General features: G+C 49.6%; 18 protein-coding genes. All 18 read right to left on the reverse strand.

Annotated features, from left to right (window positions below):
• Nucleotides 1-172: 172 nt before the first annotated feature.
• Nucleotides 173-874: a response regulator transcription factor gene (locus L9W92_RS17160; protein ID WP_240084967.1), complete on the reverse strand. Its 702-nt coding sequence runs from the start codon at nt 872-874 to the stop codon at nt 173-175.
• A 79-nt stretch (nt 875-953) separates the two neighbouring features.
• A complete protein-coding gene (locus L9W92_RS17165) occupies nt 954-2,906 on the reverse strand; it encodes an EAL domain-containing protein (protein ID WP_240084968.1) in 1,953 nt (650 codons plus the stop codon).
• Between the two features lie 231 nt (nt 2,907-3,137).
• Nucleotides 3,138-3,797: a phosphate signaling complex protein PhoU gene (gene phoU / locus L9W92_RS17170; RefSeq protein ID WP_240084969.1), complete on the reverse strand. Its 660-nt coding sequence runs from the start codon at nt 3,795-3,797 to the stop codon at nt 3,138-3,140.
• A 123-nt stretch (nt 3,798-3,920) separates the two neighbouring features.
• Nucleotides 3,921-4,679 (reverse strand): phosphate ABC transporter ATP-binding protein PstB, encoded by a 759-nt coding sequence (pstB, locus tag L9W92_RS17175; RefSeq protein ID WP_240084970.1) that lies wholly within the window; start codon nt 4,677-4,679, stop codon nt 3,921-3,923.
• Between the two features lie 248 nt (nt 4,680-4,927).
• Nucleotides 4,928-5,566, reverse strand: a complete 639-nt coding sequence (locus L9W92_RS17180; RefSeq protein ID WP_240084971.1) for a nucleotidyl cyclase domain-containing protein — start codon at nt 5,564-5,566, stop codon at nt 4,928-4,930.
• 102 nt (nt 5,567-5,668) lie between these two features.
• Nucleotides 5,669-6,544 (reverse strand): phosphate ABC transporter substrate-binding protein, encoded by an 876-nt coding sequence (locus L9W92_RS17185; RefSeq protein WP_282442404.1) that lies wholly within the window; start codon nt 6,542-6,544, stop codon nt 5,669-5,671.
• 65 nt (nt 6,545-6,609) lie between these two features.
• Nucleotides 6,610-7,317: a response regulator transcription factor gene (locus L9W92_RS17190; RefSeq protein ID WP_240084972.1), complete on the reverse strand. Its 708-nt coding sequence runs from the start codon at nt 7,315-7,317 to the stop codon at nt 6,610-6,612.
• 332 nt (nt 7,318-7,649) lie between these two features.
• A complete protein-coding gene (locus tag L9W92_RS19055) occupies nt 7,650-7,778 on the reverse strand; it encodes a hypothetical protein (RefSeq protein WP_282442403.1) in 129 nt (42 codons plus the stop codon).
• A 144-nt stretch (nt 7,779-7,922) separates the two neighbouring features.
• A complete protein-coding gene (locus L9W92_RS17195; RefSeq protein WP_240084973.1) occupies nt 7,923-8,576 on the reverse strand; it encodes a Fe-only nitrogenase accessory AnfO family protein in 654 nt (217 codons plus the stop codon).
• Between the two features lie 27 nt (nt 8,577-8,603).
• Entirely contained in the window at nt 8,604-8,918 is a 315-nt protein-coding gene (locus L9W92_RS17200; protein ID WP_248286108.1) for a 2Fe-2S ferredoxin, read from the reverse strand.
• 15 nt (nt 8,919-8,933) lie between these two features.
• Complete coding sequence (gene nifB, locus L9W92_RS17205) at nt 8,934-10,196, reverse strand: nitrogenase cofactor biosynthesis protein NifB (protein ID WP_240084980.1); 1,263 nt, start codon at nt 10,194-10,196, stop codon at nt 8,934-8,936.
• Nucleotides 10,159-11,598, reverse strand: a complete 1,440-nt coding sequence (locus tag L9W92_RS17210; RefSeq protein WP_240084981.1) for a nitrogenase component 1 — start codon at nt 11,596-11,598, stop codon at nt 10,159-10,161. The genes nifB and L9W92_RS17210 overlap by 38 nt, the downstream gene beginning before the upstream one ends.
• Before the next feature lie 16 nt (nt 11,599-11,614).
• Nucleotides 11,615-13,027: a nitrogenase iron-molybdenum cofactor biosynthesis protein NifE gene (gene nifE / locus L9W92_RS17215; protein WP_240084975.1), complete on the reverse strand. Its 1,413-nt coding sequence runs from the start codon at nt 13,025-13,027 to the stop codon at nt 11,615-11,617.
• A gap of 382 nt (nt 13,028-13,409) precedes the next feature.
• Entirely contained in the window at nt 13,410-14,795 is a 1,386-nt protein-coding gene (nifK, locus tag L9W92_RS17220; protein WP_240084982.1) for a nitrogenase molybdenum-iron protein subunit beta, read from the reverse strand.
• A 1-nt stretch (nt 14,796) separates the two neighbouring features.
• Complete coding sequence (gene nifD, locus L9W92_RS17225; RefSeq protein ID WP_240084976.1) at nt 14,797-16,419, reverse strand: nitrogenase molybdenum-iron protein alpha chain; 1,623 nt, start codon at nt 16,417-16,419, stop codon at nt 14,797-14,799.
• Nucleotides 16,420-16,444: 25 nt separating this feature from the next.
• Complete coding sequence (locus tag L9W92_RS17230; RefSeq protein WP_240084977.1) at nt 16,445-16,825, reverse strand: P-II family nitrogen regulator; 381 nt, start codon at nt 16,823-16,825, stop codon at nt 16,445-16,447.
• An 11-nt stretch (nt 16,826-16,836) separates the two neighbouring features.
• On the reverse strand, nt 16,837-17,163 hold the full coding sequence (locus L9W92_RS17235; protein ID WP_240084978.1) for a P-II family nitrogen regulator: 327 nt from the start codon (nt 17,161-17,163) through the stop codon (nt 16,837-16,839).
• Between the two features lie 64 nt (nt 17,164-17,227).
• Nucleotides 17,228-18,046, reverse strand: a complete 819-nt coding sequence (gene nifH / locus L9W92_RS17240; RefSeq protein ID WP_240084983.1) for a nitrogenase iron protein — start codon at nt 18,044-18,046, stop codon at nt 17,228-17,230.
• Nucleotides 18,047-18,179 lie beyond the last annotated feature (133 nt).

The raw sequence follows: 18,179 nt of genomic DNA on the forward strand, positions 1-18,179 counted from the left end.
TTCATATAGAGGCGCCTCCTCAATCTGGTTTTGTGCCTTTCTTGTCGGGATCAGCACATTACCATTGTATTGATGGGCGTCTCTTTTTTCAAAGGCCGTTTTCAATAATTACAGGAATGCTCCTTATATGCTTTTTTTATATACAAAGTGGCTGAAATAAAGCCACAATATTTTAGCGCGTCTCACGAAAACGGTATCCCACTCCGCGCACTGTTTCGATATAGTCAGGATTGGCCGGGTCTTTTTCAATCTTCTGGCGCAAGTACCTGATATGAACGTCCACGGTGCGTGATTTCCGGTCATAGTTATATCCCCAAATTTTTTCCAGCAGCGCATCCCTGGTAAAAACGCGGCCGGGGTTAGCCACCAGCAGGTAAAGAAGTTCAAACTCTTTCTGGGCAAGTTCCAATCTTTCCCCGTCAAGCAACGCTTCGTACTTCTCCGGCTGGATTACCAAACGGTTCGCCCTTACCGCCTCTTTCGCAACCTCCTCTTCGGCAGGAGGCTGCTTGCGGCGCAAGTGCACTTTTACCCTGGCCACCAGTTCCCTGGGAGAAAATGGTTTCGTAATGTAGTCATCCGCGCCCAGTTCCAGCCCGAGCACCTTGTCCAGCATTTCACTCCTGGCGCTTAACATAATAACGGGAATGGAAGCGCTTTGCCGGTTGTTCTTTAAGATGCGGAGCACGTCAAAGCCGTCCAGTTCCGGAAGCATTTTATCCAGAATAATCAAATCAGGTGTTTTTTCGCCGGTTAACTTAATCGCGTCATGCCCATTGGTTGCTTCAATTACCTGGTAGCCTTCTCTTGTCAGGTTAAACTTCAGAAGCTGCAGGATATTAACCTCATCATCCACAACCAGGATTAACGGCATCTCAAATCACCCTTTTTCAGTTTAAAACAGCATGGTTAAAAACAAGTTGCCGCCAGTTTAACTGTTTATTAATTGATTATTAACTCTCTGTAAAACCAACCCTGCTCCTGCGGTCACGAACATATACACTGCCGGGAATGGATTTGGCGTAACATTTTAGCTGCGCAACCTTTTCAGACAAAGTCTTCAAATCCGCTTTTTCACCTCCTTCGCACTCAATAACAGCCATGGACACGGATATGAATGGGAACCACTTGGCCAGTCCATTCCTGTCGTGCCCGGGAATCCTGCCCTCCTTTCGGTCTTCCGGCAGATAATAGGATTTAATCAGGCGGTCAAAATACTTGATGATCCGTTTACAAAGCGTGTCTGTACGTTCTCTGTCAGTAACCAGAACAAAATCGTCTCCACCTATATGCCCAAGAAAGTCTTTTTCACTTCCGTATTTATTGATTACACTGCTCAATAATTTTGAAGTAAACAAAATGACTTTATCACCGTTCTCAAAACCGTATTTGTCATTATATATTTTGAAATTATCCAAATCAAAGTAGACAATACTAAAGGTTGAGCTCTCAGTTGCGCGTTTGAGCAACTCCTGCTCTATGGCAATGTTCCCCGGCAAACCGGTTAGGGGGTTGGCGCCCCTGGCCAGCTCCAGGCGGATCCTGGTCATGGTGTCCAGGAGATTTTGGACCGAGACTACCCCTTTTAGCAAATTGTTTTTTGTTACAATGATGTAGTCGTATATTTTGATTCGATCACGGTTCATGGCCACCTGAGACACTAACTCGATGGTTGCATCCTCCTCCACGATGAGCGGAGAGACATCCATAATCACAGAGATCGGGCGCTCGTAATAAAGAGGCACCCCATACTGCATGCCAAGATGGCGGTATAACAGGTGGCGCATGACCAACCCCTTGGGTTCTCCTTCATCCACTATCACCACGCCCGCGAGAAGCTCGTCATTATCCAAAATCTTCTTGACTTCCCGCACCAGAGTGTTCTTGTCAACGCTGACAGCGTTTTCAGCAATGCTGCCCACCGGGAAGGCAGGCTTCCAGATACGGTTGCGATTGTTGGAGGCCAGGCGTATTATTCTTACGAGAACATCGTCACTAATAAGCGCTTTTGGATAAGCAGGTTTGCCGATAAAGAAACCCTGCCCGTAATGCACGCCCATGCTGGCGAGCGTATTTAACTCCTCCTCCTCCTCAATGCCTTCGGCGATAATCGAACAGCTTATTTTTTCGGCAAACGTCGTGAATGTTTCCAGAAGCGCTCTCTTCACCCGGTTGTTATGAACACCTCTGACCAGAGACATGTCGATTTTGATAAAATCCGGTCTTATTTCAGCAATCGATTGGAGGCAGGAAAATCCCGCGCCGGCATCGTCAACCGCCACGAGGAAGCCCTGACCCCGGTAATATTCAAGAGTCTTGTTAAAATAGGAAAAGTCATCAATACAATGCCTTTCGGTTATCTCGAAAACAACATTGCCAGGATTTAAGCCCATTTCCTTAATTAACTTGATGGTTTCACCATTGACGAAGTTCGGATCACCAAGCGAACGGGGATGAATATTCAAAAAAAGCTTCTGGTCGGCCTCCAATCCACCAAGCTGATTTATGGCAATCCGACGGCAGAGCTTTTCCACCGGGTAAAGCAGGTTTACCTCTTCAGCAAAGGAAAAGATCACATCCGGGCTGTGAAAATAGCTGTCCAGTGGTCCTCTGGCAAGTGCTTCCCAACCTAAAACGCAGCCTGATTGAAAAGAAACGATGGGCTGGTATACAGCGTTAAAACCTGCGCCTTCAAGAATTTCACTAAATTCATGCAGCAGTTTTGCTTTTTGCAGGTCGATAGAGCTCTTGGCTGCACCCTGCGCTTCCCGCACGGCATCGTGCAACCGGCTTTCCAAATTTCCGGACCTGATCTTGCAGCTGCTCTTAACACTGGCAAAGTTGACAAATCGTTCGAACAGACCGGCAACTTTCGTTAATACGGAATTGATGCTAACACCCCCCACTGCACATTTTTTCTATCAATGCTCATGGTTGGTAAAAAGTATGATTTTAATATATACCCCTGATGTTAAATAATGTTTACTTGCGAATTAAAGCTTCGTTAAATAAAGGTTATATTTAAGTAATAATGGAACATAATGAAAGGATAAAAAAAAACCCGGCTACCAATACCGGGAACAGGAGAGGAGAATACCAATATTTCTGATTTGTCAGCGATTTGTTTAATAATATACCTAATCGTTCAGATCTTTGCGCTCACCGGTCGCCAGGTAAACAATCCGTTCACCGATGTTGGTCGCATGATCGGCAATCCGCTCCAGGTGGCGGCTGGCGAACATGAGAGCGGTTGCCTGGTTGATGGTTTTGGGATTTTCCATCATATATAAAAGCAACTCCCGGAAGACCTGGTTATGCAGACTGTCTACCAAATCATCTTCTTTAGCCATCGAGACGGCCAGTTGCACATCCTCCCGCACAAAAGCGTCAAGGGACTCTTTTACCATTTTCTGGGCTATTTGCGCCATTCGCGGAATGTCAATCAGAGGCTTGATCAGGGGCTCACAGGCTATCCTACGGGTTATCTTGGCAATGTCACACGCTAAATCAGCCATTCGTTCCAAATCGGTAATGATCATCAGTCCCGTCGCAATACGCCGCAGGTCCTTGGCCATCGGCTGCTGGGTGGCAATAAGCTTGAGGCATTTATCCTCTATCAGCTGATGCTGGTTGTCAATAAGCACGTCCCCGTCGATAACACCCTGGGCCCTAATTTCATCCTGCCCGACGAGGGATTCCACCGCATGGGCAATGGCCTCTTCCACAGAAAAGCCCATGCGGATAATATCTTGCTGGAGTTCACTTAAGGCCTGGTCAAAAGTTGTTCTGGTCCTCATGTTTAACTTTTTTCTCCCTTCATCGACTGCCAATTAATATAATGATGAATTTACATTATATTATATTATGACTGCTCACGGTATGATGATTCTTCATAACGTATAAAAACACCTATGCCTATTTTAGCCGAAACGGCCCGTAATATAATCCTCAGTACGCTGATCCGACGGTTTGGTAAACATTGCTTCGGTATTGCCGTATTCAATCAGATCGCCGTTTAAGAAAAAAGCGGTGACACCGGAAACACGGGCGGCCTGCTGCATGTTATGGGTTACAATGACAATAGTGTAGTCGTTTTTTAATACTTGAATCAACTCTTCAATTTTCATAGTTGCCAGCGGATCCAAAGCTGAAGTGGGTTCGTCCATAAGCAGCACTTCCGGTTCCACTGCAAGCAGCCGGGCGATACATACCCGTTGCTGTTGGCCGCCGGAAAGCCCCAGCGCCGACTTATAAAGCCGGTCCCGCACCTCGTCCCAAAGGACTGCCGCGCGCAGGCTTTTTTCTACGATTTCATCCAATTTGCGCCTGTTCTTCTCCCCGTGAATACGCGGCCCGTAGGCAATATTATCATATACCGACATCGGAAAAGGGTTGGGGCGCTGAAAAACCATACCCACCCTTTTGCGCAGATTAACCACGTCTTCGTCCTGGCGGTAGATATCCATACCGTCCAGAAGTACCATACCGTCCACCCTGACTCCCTCGATCAAGTCGTTCATTCTGTTCAAGATGCGCAAGAACGTCGACTTGCCGCAGCCGGACGGTCCAATAAGCGCTGTAACCTGGTTTTCCTCAACTTCCAGGTTTACGTTTTTTAAAGCCTGAAAATCCCTGTAATAAAGGTTCAGTCTTTCCACAGATATTTTTGATGACGTCAAGCTGTTTGCCTCCCCAGTCAAGCTGACCGTTGCAGTATTATCTACAAATATGATGTCGCATAAATTATAGCTGAGCGAGGTTAGGTTATTATTATCGCCTTGTTAAATATTGTTAAATTCAGATTAATTTCATGTATATCTCTCTAAATAATAAAAAAATCGACCTGGCGGCTGGCCAGATCAAAAAAAAGACGGAAGTTAGACACGTTAATTAACCCGGTAAAAGTAAAAGACATGTTTTCTCAGAATTAATTTGAGGGTTTATGAACACATGTACTGCCATCGGCGGGGGTTGAATAATATTTTAACTGTCCCGCCTTTTTCAATATAAATTTTAAGTCTATCTTTTCGCCTATTCCAAAATCGATCATGTACATTGATATAAAAGGAAGACTCTCTTGGGTGTAGATCAGGTTTCTGCTTATTTTCCGCTTCTCCTGCTCGTCTAAAGACTTGATCAAACTGTCATAGTATTTGATGGTACGCTCACAAAATGCGCCTACCCGCTCTTTTTCAATGATCGCGATGAAATTGTCGCCTTTAATATGAGCCAGGAAGTCCTTCTTTCCGCCATATTTCTTTAGTATGTTAGCCAGAAGTCTCGCTGTAAACAGAATAATGCGGCTTCCGCCGGATAATCCATATTTTTTTCTGCATATTTTATCCGGCAGGTCGACGTAAACGGCACAGATAGGCAGTTTCTCAGCCGTGCGTCTGCGCAGTTCCTGTTCCAAAGCAATATTGCCGGACAAGCCGGTGAGAGGATTGGCATCCCCGGCCAATTCCCAGCGAATCTTGGTCATGACGCCGGGGAAGGTCTGGTTCTTGTTCAATAAACTAATAAAAAGTTTGACTATGCGAACGGTCTTCGAGCAAATGGAACTCATATACAATTCCTCCCCGAATAAACATTGCATAAACAAACAGCGCAATCATATTAATCAGGGGCCGGCACTCCCGTGTCCCGCCCCCCCAGCCTTGATTATTTATTATTTATCCTTAATTTTGCCGTTTACATCCCTTGTTATTTTCATATCAGCTTCAGGAATATAGCCTAACTGCGGGACTATATTCTTCTGCACATCCTCTGACAGCATATATTGCAAGAAAGCGTCCACCGCACCGCCTGGCTTGCCTTTGGTGTAACTGTGCATATAGGCCCACACCGGGTACTTGCCGTTGATAACGTTTTCCTTAGCGGGCGTCACACCGTCCAGATTGACAACCTTTAGACTACCGTCCAGATAAGACAGCGCCAGATAGCCAATCGCGCCGGGAGTTTCTTTAATGATTTTACGAACTGTGCCGGAAGAGTCTTCTTCAATACCGGAAGCCTCTTCAGCGCCGCCCAGCGCGTATTTCTTAAACGTCGCCCTTGTGCCGGAAGCCTTCGGGCGGTTTACCAGCACTATTTTTTGATCAGGGCCGCCCACGCTGTTCCAGTTGGTCGTCTTGCCGGTAAAAATGTCAATCAGCTGCTGTTTGGTCAGGTTGTCGACGGTTATGGCCGGGTTTACCACACAAGCCATGCCGACGACACAAATCTGGTGGTCGGTGAGCTGGGAAGCGTCAATACCTTCCTTTTCTTCAGCGTATATATCTGAATTACCGATGTCAGCCGCTCCCTGCGCGACTTGGGTGAGGCCGGTGCCGCTGCCGCCGCCCTGCACCACGATCCTGGCATTCGGGTTCCCGGCCATGAACTGGGTTGCGGCCTGTTCCATCAGCGGCTGCAGGGCGGTGGAACCTACCGCCGTAATGCTGTTCGACAACGTTCCTTGTTGAGCCTGCGCGCCGCAGCCGGCCAACATAGCCGCCGCTGCCAGGCACAACACAACAGCAATTATTAATTTAGAATTTTTCAGCAAGTCACTTCCTCCTTGAAACTATTTTCCTTGATACTATTTTCATTTTTTTATGCCACAAATTTTTAATGAAATTCACGGAAACGATAGCCCACCCCGCGCACCGTTTCGATATATTCCGGGTTAGCCGGGTCTTTTTCAATCTTCTGGCGCAAGTAGCTGATATGAACATCCACAGTGCGGGATTTCCGGTCGAAATCATAGCCCCAGATCTTCTCCAGCAGGATGTCTCTGGTAAAAACCCGGCCGGGGTTTGCCGCCAGCAGGTGCAGCAGCTCAAATTCTTTTTGGGTAAGCTCCAGTCTTACCCCGTCAAGCAGTGCTTCATACTTCTCCGGCTGTATGACCAAACCGTTAACCCTGATTTCTTTAACTTCCGCCGGCCCCTCTTCAGCAGGAAGCATCAGCCCGTGGCGTAAATGAACCTTCACCCTGGCCACCAGTTCCCTGGGTGAAAACGGCTTGGTGATATAGTCATCCGCACCCAATTCCAGCCCGAGCACCTTGTCCAGTTCTTCATTCCTGGCACTCAACATAATAACGGGAATAGGGGCGCTTTGCCGGTTGGCCTTTAAAATGCGCAGCACATCAAAGCCGTCCATTTCCGGGAGCATTTTGTCCAGCACAATCAGGTCCGGCGCTTTTTCGCCGGTCAGCTTGATTGCATCGCTCCCATTGGTCGCGCTAATAACCTGGTAGCCTTCTTTGGTCAGGTTGTACTTCAGAAGCTGCAAAATATTGACCTCATCGTCCACAACCAGGATTAACGGCATCCCAAACCACCCCACTACACTATAAAACAGCCTCGTTAAAGTTATGTTATCGGAAGTTTAACCGTTTATTAATATATTATTAACTTTCTGTAAAAAACCCGGCCGACGCACTCGCGCACACATACGCCGCCGGGAAGGATATCATGCTCATATAAAACCGGTGGATCTTCAAATCCCTTATGAGCACTGATAGCCTTTTTTTGTCTAACGGATTATCGGCTCCAGTTCCTGTTTGGCTCCATCCAGCAGACCGTTGCTGGTAGCAGGCAGCAGGGTGAATTCAGCCTGAGGGAAAAACGGTATCAAATTCATGATAAAAGCGCCGGCTTCTTTTACGACGATGCGTTTACCGTCACGGTTATTGTCTTGACCCCGACGGATTCCAGCTGGTCGAGGCTATCTTCCAGCATCAGGCCGTTGGTGCTGACGCACTTGATGATATGAGGGTAGCGTTCATGCATTACAACCTCCTTAAGGTATTCCGCCTGCTGTTATGTAGGCAAAATGGCCGCCGTACGGACCGGGCGCCATATGGTAAGGAAAGAATCTCCTCGCCATCCGGCCCGTGCGTGGCCAAAATTTAATGATCCGGGGGCTTGCGGCTCTCAGATCAAATTCGGCCCTGCTAGCTGGCAGCAGCACTTCTTGATTATTGTAATCCTAACTTCATTATTACCTGTTTCGCTTTTCTCACCGCAGAGGTTGCCTGCCGTCAACTCGGCATCCAGCCACGGCGGGACATGGCTGCACAACACTTCCAGCTCATAAAATTCACCTTTGCGGATAAAAGGAAGCAAGGCCTGTTTCGTGGTGATGCCGGTGTTCCCTTCTTGAATATCTATCAGGGAAATCCGGTAGCGCCCCTCGGCAACCGCCACGGGAGCCACCTGGTTCACCCCGCGCTCACCGGCGGCTCTCCTCATCTGCAAATCTTTTTCTTCCGCAAGGATATGATCAAGAAAGCTTAAGGGATTGCCTTCGTACTCCCATACGCTGAAACCGCCCTTTTCCAGTTCAAAATAAGGTACGCCGGTGATGGAAAGTCCTACGAAAATTTTGCATTCGCCCAGAAAATCCCGCATATTTGTCATTATCTTGCGCAGCTCCGGCAGGCCGGGAGTCCGGCTTAAGGGAAATTCTTTTTCTTTTAGGATAGTCCAACAGCTTTGCTCTTTCCGGTAGACAGCGAGCCTGCCCCTCCCAAGCAGGGGGGCTGTCCGGCCATCTTCCCCAATATATACGGCAATATCATCCGGCATTGATTTTCTCCTTAACCTTTTTTTAAATCAAAGTAAAAGACTTTCTACCACTCTACCGCCTTCAATATGCTCATCCATGATTTCCTCCACGTTTTCCGGCGTGACCCCGCCGTACCAGACGTTGTCGGGATAGACAACCACAATGGGACCCCGCTCGCAGAGGGCGAAGCAACCGGTGTTGGAAACCAGCACTGCACCGCCTAGATCCCTGTCCCGGATCTCCTCCATAAAATTAGTCACTATTTCCACGGACGCCTTGGTATGGCAAAAGCCTTTCTGCTGTCCGTTTACCCTGGAACTGGTACAGACAAAAATATGATACCTTGGTTTATTCACTGCCATCATTCCCCTTAATCTTTATATGGCTTCTTTATTGACTAGCTTTTCAACCGCATATTTCAAACCATTTTCGATGGTATCGTAGCATTCGATACTCGCGACATTATGCTTTGACAGCCTTTTCTTGGCGTGATAGCCAATACGCAGGGAGAGCACCGCGTGGCAATCTTTGATCGCTCCGATTGTATTTTCCTTCACCCTTTCACTGTTTTCACCTTCCTCAATTCCTTTGCAGTAGCTGATAATCTGCCTTTTTTCAACCAGGCTGATTGCTTCTCCGTCAACATGGTAGATGGCAAACTCTGTGGCATGGCCAAAGTGCTGGTCAATCAACCTGCCGGTCTTGGAAGCAACGGCAATTTTGAACTGCTTCCGGTACTGCTCGCCGGTTTTCGGCAATATCTCCTGTTTGCTCCACAGGCCGCTAAATTCCAAGGCTCTGTCCTCTCCCAGCAGGCCGACGGCATCCGCCCTGCACTGCGCGCAGTGGTACATCTGTTGCAGATCATCCCGGCAGATATTTCTCATTTTATTGACTTCCTTCATTGGTGTCTGGGGCAGATATTCAAGGGCGCTCCCCTTGGCCGGGATGAGCGGCATGATATTAGTCATGAACACATCTAATTCTTTGACCTTTTTCACGATTTCCGGGATGTGCCCGTCATTTATGCCCTTAATCATCACTATATTAACCTTTACCGCCACACCCAGTCCGGTCAGGCGTTCTATTCCGGCCAGTTGATTGCCGATTAAAATGGCGGCCCCTTCAGCGCCTTGATACCTTCTGCCTTGATAGTCGACGTACCGATAAATCCTTTTGCCGATTTCCGGTTCCAGGCAGTTCACCGTCACAGTGACGTGCCTGACACCTAGTTCAACCAGTTTACCGGCATAGTGGGGAAGCGTCAGACCGTTGGTTGATAGACAAAATATCACCTGGGGATCGGATTTTTTAATTGCTTCAATGGTCAACCTGGTCTCATCCCAATTGGCCAGGGCCTCCCCGGGCCCGGCTATCCCCGCCACGCTCAGGTTCTCTACCCTGTCTTTCACAAAATCATACTTTTCCCTGGCGGCTTCAGGGGATAAGATCTCACTGGTCACACCCGGCCGGCTTTCATGCAGGCAGTCAAATTTCCTGCTGCAATAGTTGCAGCTGATATTGCAGCGGGGCGCCACGGGCAGGTGGATCCTGGCGTATTTATGTTTGGCTTCAGAGGAAAAACACGGATGTTGCAAAGTTCTATTCCCGTTTTGCACCGGGTTGCAGGCGCAGTTCATTTTTTTCACCTCGACCTTTGCCGGCTGGCTTTATAGTTCCATAGTAAAATTGCTGGTAAATGTTCCTCCGGTAGTTCCTGTACTTGTTTTCCAAAAGTGTATTGGTGATCCGGTCCAACAACATGGCAGTACCCGTATAGCCCACTGAAAGGAGCCGCTGGCCGCCCACCCGGTCGTGAATGGGGAAACCATACCGCACCAGAGGGATGCCCTCCCTTTCCGTGAGGTACCTGCCACCGGAATGGCCAATGGCGATATTGGCTTCCATTTCCCTGCTTTTTTCCCGGATACGGGAAAAGTCTGTCTCACAGAAAACCTGTGCGGCAGGTCCGGCATCGGGCAGCCGGGTTTTTAAAAGATCAGCCAGTTTGCCGCCCTTGCCGCCCGTTGCCGTCACCACCGGGCTAATACCGTTTTCCAGGCAGGTGCAGGCGACAGCATACACATTCTCCGGATCGCCGAAAACCACGCTTTTACCGTACGCGTTATATTTATGGGAGTCGACCATGCAGTCGAGCAGCCTTCCCCTTTCCCGCTCCAGGCTTCCGGGAACCGGATTTCCAGTCAATTTTTTCAAGAGGTTTACAAATAAGTCCGTGTTTTGCACCCCAATAGGCACGGGCACATTGTACAGGGGCACTCCGAACGCTGATTCCAGGTAATGACCCGGCGAAATAGCCTCGTCAACCGTCACGCCCATTTGGATAGTGGCCTGCGCGCCGCCCATACCGGCTATATCCGCCAGCTTCGTTCCTCCCGCCGGCATTTTGCGGTAAGGCCTTTCCAAAGCACGGTCCAGGGTGTCTGAAAAGTCGGGCAGCAAAATGTAGCTTACTCTCATCATTTTAAGAATTCTCTTTATTTCCCTGATATCGGCGGGACTGATGTTGGGAACAATGATATTAATCCCTTTGTGCCGCACAGATTGCCTTACCAGTTCAGCAACAATCCTTTTCACGGCCAGGAAGTAGCCTTCAAAATGGCTGTTGCCGTAACCCGGGGTGGAAACTGTTACCACCGGCAAATCCACAAGGCCCTTTTCCTCCAGGTAATCCGCCGCCATTCTGTCGATATCCTCACCGATGGTCTCCGCCAGGCAGGTGGTAAGTATTCCCACCACTTTCGGGTTGTATAATTTTATTGCATTGTCCAGCCCTTTTCTCAAGTTGGCCTCCCCGCCGTAAATAGTCCCTTTCTCGTTGAGGGATGAAGAGGCCACGTCGATGGGCTCGTTGAAGTGTTCGGCAATATGCCGGCGCATGTAAGTGCTGCAGCCTTGCGAACCGTGGATGATTGCCATGGAACCCTCTACTCCTTTAAAAGCCAGAATGGCCCCCATCGGCATACACATGCTGCACTGGTTTTCGTTGACACTAAGGCAGTGGGTTTGTTCCATTCTCATGAAAACCGCACCTCCCTCACGCCGTGGTAGTTTCATTATTGTCCGCCTCCCCGGCAAAACAGTCATGAGCAGCCGCAGGAACTTGGGTAAAGCGCCAGACCGGTGAGCAGACAGTCGCATAAACTTCCTCGGCAAAGTTCACCGCCCCCACAAAGCCGCTTAAAGGATGCTTGCGGTCATGGTTGTGGTCAATGAAGGCAATACCCAGCTTATAAGCCAGCGGCCTTTCCTTTACCCCTCCCACCAGCAGGTGTGCTCCTTTCTCCAAAACAAACTGTTCTAATTCTGCTGGATTGGCGTCGTCCAGAATCACAGTTCCCTCGTCCACCAGATCATTGATCGTATCATATTCCTCCTGGCGGCCCGTCTGGGTTCCCACCATTACCACATCTATGCCGATTTCCCTGAACTGCTTGATCAGGGAGATTGCCTTGAATCCGCCTCCCACATAGACCGCCGCTTTTTTGCCCCGCAATTTTTCCCGGTAGCCCCGGACAATGTCACCGTACGCGTTTATCTCTCTCTCGATTAGTTCTGCGGTCTTGCCCATAGTTTCCGGATCATCGAAAAACCTGGCGATTTTCCTCAGAGACTCCGCCGTATCCTCCAGCCCGAGGAAGGAGATGTTCATATAAGGGATGCCATAGATCTGCTCCATTTTTCCGGCCAGGTAAAACATCGAGCCACTGCACTGAACAATGTTCAGGGATGCCATGGCGGCTGTTTTCAACGTCTCGCAAGATGAGTCGCCGGTGAAAGCCACGTTCATGTCTATGTCCATCTCCCTGAGGTAACTTTTGATAATCCAGACCTCGCCGGCCAGATTATAGTCACCCAGGTAATTGAGGCTTTTACTCTTTTTAACCTCTTTCTTATTTTTCGGCTCGATCAGGCGCAGGAGAGCATCGCAGGCCGCCCGGTAGCCGGCCGACTTATTGCCGGCGAAACCGGTGGACTGAACCGGGATCACCTCAATCCTGTGTTTGCGGGCGGCAACCCTGCACACCATCTCCAGGTCGTCGCCGATAACCCCCACTATGCAGGTGGAGTAGACAAATACCAGCTTGGGATGATATTTAATAACCAGTTCGTCTATTGCCAAGGCCAGCTTCTTTTCACCGCCGAAAATGACATCGTGCTCCTTCAGGTCGGTGGAAAAGCTGAAACGGTACAAGTCGGAACCGCTGCTCAGAGCGCCCCGGATATCCCAGGTATAGCTGGCGCAGCCGATAGGGCCGTGCACCAGGTGGACAGCGTCGGTCACCGGGTTCAGGACCACTCTGGCGCCGCAGTAGACGCAGGCCCTCTGGCTTACCACCCCGGCAATGCTGTCAGTGTCGCACTTCAGGTTCGGCTTTTGTTTCCCTTTGGCATAGATGGACTCTTTTCTTTCCTCCACGGGCAGTTCCAATAGGTTAACCGCTTTCATATTATCCACACTTCTTTCTTTGTCTTACATTACAGGTTTACTATTCAGGCATTCAGAATTCATATATTCAATGAAACCAGTATCTAGGCACAGCGTTATCACCGTTCACTCCAATGCTTCGCGCCGACAGCACCTCAGCTTGTTTCGGACCGGTCTAGCGCCGCTGCAAAGGCGACGATTGACTTGTTTATTGAAGGCGCCTGTTCTCCTCAAAGCTCCTTATGCTTAAAACCGTAACATTAGTAGCCCGCTGGTTTCGCGCCGCAGTCCGGTTACCCTCACTGCGCTGGGTGCTGTTACCGGCGCTTCGCTAGTCGTTCACTAACGATAACGCCGTGCCTTCACCTGGTTTACTGAATACTGACTACTGACTCCTGATCACCTACATGACAAGCTCAAAATCCTCGTCTCCGGCGTCCCGGTCCGCTCTGTCCAGCAGGGCGTTGCCGATCAATTCGAGCAGCCGCATGGCTCCTTTATAGCCGACTACCGGAAGATAGGGATGCATACTTCTGTCCAGAATGGGAAAACCGACCCGCACGAAGGGTATGTCTTCCGCCCTGGCGATATATTTCCCGTAGGTATTGCCGATTAATAAATCAACAGGTTCGTTCTTGATCCACTGGTGCAGCCTGAACAGGTCTCCCGCCGCTTTTACTTTTCCCTCGATACCTGCCTCATCCAGCATGCTTGCTATCTCTTTTTCGAATATTCCCTGCGGGCCGCCGACTGTTCCCCCGGGTGTCCCGGTCAACACGTAAACAGGCTTCATCCCTAAGCTTAAAACAAATTCAGTCAGCCCGGTGATAATATCCGGGTCGCCGAAGATCGCCACCCTCTTGCCATGAAAATGATAATGCGTGTCAACCATGATATCCACCAGCTGTCCTCTTTCTTCTTCCAGCTGATAAGGCACTTCTTTGATAAAGCTTTGCCGCAGGGCCATCAGAAACTCATCGGTGGCTTTGACCCCTATGGGTGTCTTCAGAGTCACCGCCGGCACTTTGCATTTTCTTTCCAAAAGGTTGGCGGCGTCGCTGGATGCATAGGTCCCCAGCGCAACGGTGAGTTTGGAATTGCCTGTGTCCCGCAGCTCTTCCACCTTAACGCCTCCCTTCGGGTACATCACAAATCTGCCGGTCATGGGTGAGTCCAGCACACCCGAGGTATCGGGGAACATGATCAAGTTAATTCCCATCAGATTGGTGAGCCTTTTGATTTCGCGCATATCCCCGGGGTTGACAAAACCCGGGATGATATTAACCTGCTCCTTCTTGGCTGCTAATGTTGCTTCAGCCAGATAACTGACCATGCCTTTCGTCATATTGGAAAACCCCGTAATATGTGAGCCCTGGTAGCTTGGCGTGTTGGCATGGATCACCAGCTTCCCTTCGGGCACTTCGGTTCCTTTGATAATTGTACTTATATCATCACCAATGGTTTCGGACAGACAGGTGGTATGGACAGCCATCACATCGGGATTATAAATGGCAAAAACATTTTTGATGGCTGTCTTCAAGTTGGCTCCGCCGCCAAAAACCGAAGCGCCTTCCGTGAATGAACTGGTTGTAGCCATGGCTGGTTCCCGGAAATGGCGGGCCAAATGCATTCTATGGTACGAGCAGCATCCCTGGGAACCATGGCTGTGCGGAAGGCAATTATGAATGCCCAGGGCGGCGTACATGGCTCCGATCGGCTGACAGGTTTTAGCCGGATTGATTACCCCGCCGCTTCGCTCGATGAATTCCTTCGGCGTACTGTCTAACATGTCACGCTTCTCCTTCCTGGCTTGGTTTTTCAATGGTACCCTCCAGCAACGGCCTGCTTTTCCACGGCGGGTCGATAAAATTCCAGGTTGGCGTGGCAAAGCTCATGCTGATGTCCCGGGCAAAGTTCACCGCGCCTCTAAACCCGGCATAAGGGCCGCTGTAATCATAATTGTGCAGCTGCTTGGACGGCAAACCCATTTTATGAGGCACATATTTGTCTTTAATACCGGAGGAAAAAATATCGGGCTTTAGAGTTCTGATAAATTCCTCCGTTTCGTAGTGGTTCATGTCATCAACAATGAGGCTGCCATCTTTCATGGTTATATTCATCCCCTGGTAGTTGCTGAGGGGAATCTTATCCTTTAACTCTTCCGTTCTTTCTCTAGACAGCTTCGGGCGATAACGGCGCTCGTCCGGGACAACATGCAGCTCGGGAATGTTTTTGCTGTCCGCGTCAGGCTTGATATCGGGTATTACCTCCCGCCCTTCATAATCGTCACGGTGGGCGAATTCATAGCCGGCCAGCGTCGTTTGAATACCAATTTCCTCATATAAACCCTGGTAGTGGTGGCCGCGTGACCCTCCCACAAAGCAGAAGGTTGTTTTCCCCGCGCAAATCTTTCTATATGGCTCAAGCTGCGGCTCAATTTCAGCCAGTTCCCTGGCGATGACCTCTTCGGTCCGCCGGATCAAGTCTTCGTCACCAAAGTAGAGCGCCATATTGCGCAGCGACTCGCAGGTGGCCCGGATACCGATAAAATTCACTTTTAACCAGGGCGTACCGTATTTCTTTTCCAGCATGTCGGCAATATAATTGATCGAGCGGTGGCACTGGACCAGGTTTAATTCAGCCACGTGGGCGTTCTTAATGTCCTCATAAGAGCCGTTGCCGGTCAATGTCGCCTGAACATGGTAGCCCAATTCTTTTAATACTCTCTCCACTTCCCAGCTGTCGCCGCCAATGTTGTATTCGCCCAACATGTTGATGGTATATTTACCTGGCGGCTCCTCCCAGTCCCCCTGCCCGACGATCCATTCCAGCAAGCCGTTATTGGCGATGTGGTGGCCGGCGGACTGGCTGACACCTTTGTAACCTTCACAATTATACGCGGTAATGCTCAGGCCGTGTTTTTGCCGCGCCGCCCTGGCCACTGCCTGGATGTCGTCACCGATCAGCCCCACCGGGCAGGTGGCGGAAATGGTAATAGCGTTCGGCTTGAATATTTCCACGACTTCATCAATCATTCTGGCTAATTTTTTTTCGCCGCCGAAGACAATATCGCTTTCCTGCATGTCGGTTGACACGCAATAAGTCAGATAGTTTTTCCCCGGTTCTTCAGGTATCGCCTTGTTCCGGCGCGTCAGCCAGCTGTAATAGGCACACCCGATGGGACCATGAACGATGTGCACCATATCCTTTATCGGGCCCAGCACCACTCCCTTGCAGCCGGCGAAAGCGCAGCCCCGGTTCGTCATGATGCCCGGGATGGTGCGGGTGTTGGCCTCGATCTCCTGGCGGTCCAGGGAGGAATCCCGGAGCAGGATGTGCTTCTTGCGCGTCCGCTTCACTTTAGCCGGATATGAATTTAGAATTTCTTCCAAAACTTTTTCATCAACAGCCATAAATAACAACCCCCTTTTACCGCATTTAAACCGCCGCTTCTCCCCGTTCGCCGGTCCTGACCGTGGCAGCGTCCAAAACCGGCGCCACGAAGATTTTACCGTCTCCTTTATTTCCCGCTTTGTTAACCTTGATGATCGTCTTCACCACTTTATCTACTTCAGTGTCTTTGGTGAAAATCGTTAATAAACGTTTTGGAATAAGTCTGCTTCCTTTTGCCAGACCATCGGCCAGAATACCGCCGATCTCTTCCTGGGCGCCCAGGCTGTCCAGTACGGAAAAGTCCACCTGCATCTTGCCCCGTCCCATCACCTTCATCGCGTGCAAGCCGCAAATCCCGTCGTCAGCCAGGGCTTTTTTAGTTTCATTGACCTTGTTCATACGAATAATAGCGATGATTTCTTTCACTGTTACCCCTCCTACAGGCCCTTGGCGCCGCTGCTGATGGTATATGCCTCTTCCACCGGGCTGACAAAAATTTTACCGTCGCCGAAAGCTCCCTTTTCCCCGGTCTTGGCATATCTGGTGACAATGCTGATGACATCCTCCACATCTTCGTCGCGCACAACCAGCATCAACAACTCCTTCGGTATTTCATCGTAAACAACTTCTCCGACCCGGACACCTCTCTGCTTGCCGCGCCCGACCACATCCATCTTGGTTACGGCGGGAAAACCCGCGCTGTTCAGTTCAGCCAGAATAGTATTGGTTTTTTCAGGCCTGACAATGGCCCTGATCATGATCATGGCGTTCACTCCTCACCAGTAAATTAAGATTATTAGAACAAATTTGTTTTTGACAGCAACCTTACTAATCAAGGATCCCGTGCTCCATCAATATTTCCTCCAGCCGGTCCTGGGTCATGGGCTCGGGGATGACAAACATATCGTTGTCATCGATTTTTTGGGCCAGCTTCCTGTACTCGTTAGCCTGGTCCGCCGTCGGGTCAAAATCAATCACCGTTTTTTTGTTAATCTCCGCCTTCTGCACCAGATTGTCTCTGGGCACAAAGTGGATGAGCTGGGAGCCCAGCTCTTTGGCAAAAGCTTCCAACAGTTCGTATTCGTTATCCACTTTACGGCTGTTGCAGATGATGCCGCCCAGCCTCACTTCGCCGGTGGTGGCAAATTTGCGAATACCCTTGCTGATATTGTTGGCGGCGTATAATGCCATCATTTCACCGGAAGCCACGATATAAATCTCTTTGGCCTTGCCTTCACGAATTGGCATGGCAAATCCGCCGCAAACAACGTCACCCAGCACATCGTAAAAAACGTAATCCAATTCTTCCGCAAACGCTCCCAGTGACTCCAACAAATTAATTGAGGTGATGATTCCTCTGCCCGCACAGCCGACGCCCGGCTCCGGCCCGCCGGATTCCACGCATTTGGTGTTTCCAAACCCCTCCCGCATAATATCCTCCATGTCGATATCTTCCCCTTCTTCCCGCAGGGTGTCCAGAACCGTCCTCTGGTTCAACCCGTGCAGAAGCAACCTGCCGGAGTCGGCCTTGGGGTCGCATCCCACCACCAGCACTTTTTTCCCGCTCTCCGCGAGAGCCGCCACTGTGTTCTGCGTGGTCGTAGACTTGCCGATGCCGCCCTTGCCGTAAATCGCTATCTTCCTCATCATCCTTCCTCCCTTAATGTACTTTGATTATCTTAAAATATCTTCATATTTCTTAGTTTTTCACTTTGTTTCCAGATAGCCCATCTCTTGATATTAACATCAATGTGTAATTATGGATGACAATGCGTATCTT

It is taken from the genome of Pelotomaculum terephthalicicum JT (assembly GCF_022410535.1).
In the GTDB taxonomy this organism is placed as follows: Bacteria; Bacillota; Desulfotomaculia; order Desulfotomaculales; family Pelotomaculaceae; genus Pelotomaculum_D; species Pelotomaculum_D terephthalicicum.